The sequence below is a fragment of the Neobacillus drentensis genome (genome assembly GCF_036965245.1).
GTDB lineage: Bacteria > Bacillota > Bacilli > Bacillales > Cytobacillaceae > Neobacillus > Neobacillus drentensis_G.
Genome location: NZ_JBALPG010000215.1, coordinates 1 through 6,126, shown reverse-complemented (window position 1 = coordinate 6,126; position 6,126 = coordinate 1). Strand labels below are relative to the sequence as shown.

The window sequence follows — 6,126 nt, the reverse complement described above, 5'->3', positions numbered from 1 at the left end:
GTAACATAGCCATTCTACTATTGCTTTAATCAAATAATTATATTCTTCACTAATCCGATGACACTCTACCACTTGTGGGGTCTTAAGGAAACAATAGTTTTATTAAAATCAAAAATCCCCGTTTCCATTAATGGATCCGGGGATTGAACATATTGAGGGACTGACACTTCAACTATAGCCTATTCCTGTAACTATCCATTCTCGTTTCAAGAGTCCTAACCAGTACATGGAACGTGAATCCATCAAGTTCTTGACCGTTTCCTAAATAAGACTCCAGTTCATCCTTTGCAGCAATCAGCTCTATTCTTTCTTTATTTGCTTTTGCACCTTTTGTTGGCTCATTAAGCAGTTTTTCTGCCTCTTCCAATAATTTTTCCGCTCCAGCAAGTTCTGTTTTACTATAGGCTTCTAACTCATATAAACTGTAGCCGTACTTAGTACCATTTACCGCTTTTCTTTCCGTCATGACTACTTTTAAATACTTAGCATTTACATTTTTTAAATGGATTGTGTCAATATCACCGGCGCTAACACCGCTTGTAGCGGGATACGAATAAACTTCCTCGAAAGTATTTCCATCCTTTGAAGCAAGCAATGTATATTTCTCTGCCCTGGCTCGTTCCCAAAAAAGCTTCACTGTATCAATGCTGCGAGAATCATCTAGTTCTACCATAATCCATTGATTATCAGCCTCAGGAGCTGAAATATTGTACTGGGAGCCCCATCTAGTTAATAAATCTCCATCCGTTATATTTGCTGCACGTTGAGACTGATTGTATTCCGAAGAGGTGGTTACTTTTTGTTGGTAAGCAACATTTCTTTGACCAGGATCGTAAGATAAAATATTTTTAATGTTATTGCTTGATAGAGCTTTATTCATTACTGTAATGTTGTCGATTTTCCCTTTGATTCCTTGCCCGATTTTTTCCAAAGGCAGGACAAAGGTCGAGGAGTCATTGACCCGGCCGCCCAACTTATTCGTTTGTACAGAAGTAGAAACTTGTTTTCCATTAATAAATAAAGTCGTTTTCTTTTTATCCCCTACAAGAACAACATTCTGCCATTCGTTTTCTTTAAGTGAGTAATTGTGACTAAACGTATAGTTTTCAAATTTTGATAAACTTCCTTGGGACGTTTTCTCATTTCTTTGATAACCCAGCTTGCCTGTTTGGTTTAAGTTCACATAAAAATCTCCATCTTTCCCAGAAAACAAGGTAGCATCGTTAAGAGACCCTTCATCTAGTTTAATATCGAACGAAACCGAATATGGATATCCTATCCCTGACAAAGGAAGTTCAATGAAATTATCCCCATCCAACTGTAGTGATTTTCCATCATAACCATCAACAAGGTTCGGACGGCCTTTGATTTTTGCATCATATTCATTACCTGATAAGTCTTTAACTTTGTTATTCTTCATCGATTCAAAATCATATTTAAGGACTACATCTGTTTTGGACTCAACGAATCTCGAAGGGTTAGATGTTGGGATTCTATTTTGAACCTTGTTTACCCGCTCCATAAACTGCTCAGAGGTCTGCCCTGCTGTTTTTTCCCCGTACCACGTTTTTTCGGAAACTAAAACGACTGCATCTTTCATTCGATTAAAAATATCATAACTTGATAAACCGCCTGAAAAGGAAGTCATATCATTCCATACCGCAAATTCTGCACCTTTTGTTTGCGGATGGGCAAATGGCATGGTTGCCCCGCCATTTCCTCTACCGTTGTTATTCAAATCATTTACTTCCCATGAATCATATCTATTTTTTATATCCAAATAATCCGGATACCCTGCATTTCCAACAGGAACAATATACAGATCTCCTCCGCACGTATTGATAATGTCATACCCTAAACTATACATTTCCTGTACATCGGACCAATACGGAGCCCAAATATTCATCGTTGCCTTATTGCTTACCGGGGTATTTCCATTGAAGCCATTTTTTCCAATTGATCCCCAGAGTCTTGTTTCATACCCCTTATTATTAATATAATTAATAAAATGGTCTGTATAGGCTCTCATTTGCTCTGAATATTTCTTATCATACTCATCCGTACCCATATGGAATTTACTACTTTGAATGACCCTATTTTCATCAGTTGGACTATCCCCAAGAAACTCATCAAAAAGGGACTCAATAAATGGATAAACCAATTTTTGTTTTTCCGGGGTGGTAATGTCTAAAGCCCCTTTTGAAAGCATCATGTCCGGATTCACAGCTCTAAAGCTTTCCGCATGGTACGGTGTATCAATTTCTGTGACAACATCTATTCCATACTTTTTCATATTTTTTTGAAAAGCAATGTATTCTTCCTGTGTATAATACCCATCCTTCGCATTAATTTCTGGATATTTTTTACTTTCTAATCGAAAAGCTTGATAATTTGCTGCACCCCAATAATCATTAATGTGCAATTGGATTTCATTTAACTTAAACCATGCCATATATTCTGTCATTTCTTGAACATTGTCTAACGGAATATACATCCTTCCAACATCCAACATCCCAGAGCGAACTTCATATTTTGGATAGTCTCTTGCTAATCCTTTAGGAATGCTATTTTTATTGTCTGATTGGTATAAAATTTGCGTAAGGGAAATCCCTCCATAAAGGATCCCTTTTGTTTTTGGAGCACTCACAATAATTTTATCGGTGATCTCAAGAGTATATCCTTCCTCACCTAAATGCTCTTTCGTATTGTCGATTGTTAAAAAAATATCCCGAACACTTGCCTTCAAGCCTTTATGAACATTAATATCTTTTCCTACCATATTTTTAAAATAGGATTGAATACCTCGAGCTGTTTCCATTAAAGAATCGGGAGCAGTCGAATCTACCACTAAACTAGCTCCTTTTTCAAGTTCAAAATTACCAGTATAACCCTTCCATTCTCTCAGACCAGGTATAACGTTCGGAACCGGGTTATCACCTTCTTCATGTTGATATTTTCCTTCAACATTAATTGGAATATCATTGGATGAAGCTGCAAAATCCTTACTGTCACTTTTATTCGTTACTTTGTATAAAATATTTACCTTACTATCACTTATTGGTTGGTAGTAATTCAGATTCATATCGATAATCTGCTTATTATCGGATCCAAATAAAGAAACTTCATATCTTGGGTCTGGAGAATCAGGTAAAACAATTTTTTTACCATCATTCGAAAGTGTAGGCTTCATGTCACTCATATAGTTAACAACGTCTTTTGAATTGTTAAACTGAATATGTTCAAAAACCTCCAGCTCCCAAATGGAGACATTTAGTAATTGAGTGACACCAGGAGCAGGTGTGTTTCGCGATTTATTCGCTTTCACTCGTACATATCTTGCCGTTTCAGATTGAGGTAAATTAATGATTTTTTCTAAGTTTGCTTCTGAAGCATCCGTGTAATGACCGATTGTTTTCCAATCTTCTTCTTTAGCTGTATTACTAACTTGAACCTCATAGTCTGGAGAATACGCTTTTTCCCACAATACTTTTATTTGTCTAATCGTCTGTTCTGTTCCTAAATCTACATAAATCCATAGAGGTGCATTTGGATTAGTGGTACTTCTTTTATTAGATGACCATCTCGCATCTGATATTCCATTCTTAGATTTTCCAGATCGGAGACCATCTACAGCAAAATCAGCTGCTAATCTCCCATCATTCACTTCCAATCCAGAAACTTTAACAGGCTTGTCTAGTGCTAAATTTGGGTTTTGAACCTCTGCTGAAGCATTTGCTGCAGGCAGCAAATAAGCCATTAACATACATACAATGCATAGTAATCTGAAATAGAAATTCTTCTTTTTGCCTAACCTCAATTTAATCCCACCTCGAATAATAGATTTAAAGAGTTACCATTCTTCTGCGATATTGAATAGGAATACTATAAAAGAACCTTTTTCTTCGACAAACCTCCTTTCAGGTAAGGAATGCATTCTAAGTTAGTTGTTCTTAAGCTGTTTTGAAAACCTATTTAATAGATCAATAAAAAATAACGCAAAAAAGGCACAGTGGTATCGAACTAAAAGAATCGAAATTCTTTCGATCGAACCACTCTGCCTGATCTAATCAGTAACATGTGATAAATATGGAATATCATGTATAGTATAGCACCTATTGTAAGCGCGTTCAATATGCTTCTTTTATGTTTGTAAATAATGAGCTTTTAGCACAGGAGTTATTCAAATTTCTTATCATTTACTCTAAAAATCAACATCTAAATTATTAAAAATATGAATTATCTTACCTTTAAAAATTGATTATTTTAAATAACTGATTACAGCCACAAGAATGTACCATCTCTGCCATGTTTTTTACCAGCAGTTGCCACGAAATTTACCACTTGCTGTCAAAGTATTTACCAATAGAAAAACGTCAACGATTTTGAAGTAAAAAAGCCTAAATCCTCCTTATTTTTACCGAGGATATAGGCTTTTGGTCTTCCTCAATCACGCCGATTGTGGAGTATCATTTTCTATTGAATAGTATCGTTGTACTGTGCAGCAAGCAGATCTGTTATTTTCTCATCTTACTTATTCAACAATTGCGCTTCCTATTGTGGAAGATCTTAAAACTATACCTTGTTGAACCATCCTGCCAATAGTTTAAGTGCATTTCTTCCCATCAGAATTAATTATTAAATATTTCTAGTTTGAGTAATTTGTTCAACATATTTAGGCGTTAATCAACATTGATCAACGCCTTACTAGATTTAAGTAGGTATAGACTAAAAACGAGCTGCCAAAACTTCTACTTCTACTTTAAGGTCTGGAGTTCCTAGAGCCATAACATAAGCAAGTGTCATTGAAGGTGGAGAACCCTTGTGAAATTTCTTATAGATGTCTACAAACACTTCTTTGTCTACCTTTTCAGTTAACCAAATATTAATTTTGATAATCCCATTAGTATCTAAATTCTCACTTCTAAGAAGTGATACAATATTCTCCAAGGAAATCTGAAATTGTTCTTCAACTGAATCAGGAATATTACCTTCTCTATCTACACCTACTTGACCTGATGGAATAATTAATTCGGCTCCTTTTGGTACAATCGTAAGGTGACTGTAATCTCCAATTGGCATAGCAATGCCTTGTGGGTTTTTTCTAATTACTTTCGGTTTATACTTTTCATTATTGATAATCGCAAGCGTTTGATGATTTTCCCACTTCCCATTAATTTTAACATTCTCTATTGCAATACCCTCTTTATGAAACCCTGCTTTCTCTAGTACCTTAATGGAACGTATATTATGAGGCATTACTCCAGCTTCAATTCGATGTAATTTTAATTCATTAAATCCATAGTCTACAACTAATTTTACTGCTTTTGTCATGTATCCCTTCCCATTTAGCTTGCGGTCTAAGTAATATCCAATCCAACAACTCTGATAGTTACCTCTTGCCACCTCAGATAGTGTTACATTCCCAATAAGTTGCTTGCTGTCTGTAAGAAATATTCCAAATGAATAAACTGAGTCCTGCTCAGCTGATAAAACCCATTTTTCAATTCGCTCAACTTGCCCAGCAATTGTATAAAACTTTTCATCTTTTAGTGGTGCATAGAGTTGGAAAAAATCTCTATTTTCAACCTCTAACTTTAGTAAATCCTCCGCATCTGAAAATTCCAATTGCCTAATAAATATCTCTTGTGTTTTCTCCATGTTCTTTCCTCCTTCTGAAAATAAAAAATCCACAGGAAAATTCCTGTGGTTTTAAATAACATGAATGTATAAATAACCCCCACAGGAAACGACCTGTGGTTTATCTCCCACTACTTTAATTAGAGAATCTAATCAAAGGATTTAAGTCGTTTTTTTCTAAAATTAGACAGACTTCTCCCATGATTAGCGAACACGAAAAAAACGGCAGTTGAGTACCCTACACCTCTAGATAAAGAATTCAATGATCTTTTTTTCATATCGGTACCCCCTCCATTGTTTTATTCAATGAAAACTATATCACTATATGCAAATATTTTCAATCTATTCATTGTTTTAAGTTTTTTCTCATTAATTTGCCTTATCTTAGAAATATTTATGTATTGTCTCCTCTTCAACCATTCTCCAAAGAAACTGTAAACATTTTATATCTCTTATAAAAGTAACCGGTTCGTTACTTTAAGTTATCAT

2 protein-coding genes are annotated in these 6,126 nt (G+C 35.1%); both read right to left on the bottom strand.

Annotation, left to right across the window (positions count from 1 at the left end; genetic code table 11):
* Positions 1-172: 172 nt before the first annotated feature.
* Positions 173-3,817: a galactose-binding domain-containing protein gene (locus V7150_RS25630; protein ID WP_335523924.1), complete on the bottom strand. Its 3,645-nt coding sequence runs from the start codon at positions 3,815-3,817 to the stop codon at positions 173-175.
* A gap of 908 nt (positions 3,818-4,725) precedes the next feature.
* Positions 4,726-5,658, bottom strand: coding sequence for a GNAT family N-acetyltransferase (locus V7150_RS25625; protein WP_335523922.1), 933 nt, complete (start codon positions 5,656-5,658; stop codon positions 4,726-4,728).
* Between the last annotated feature and the right edge of the window lie 468 nt (positions 5,659-6,126).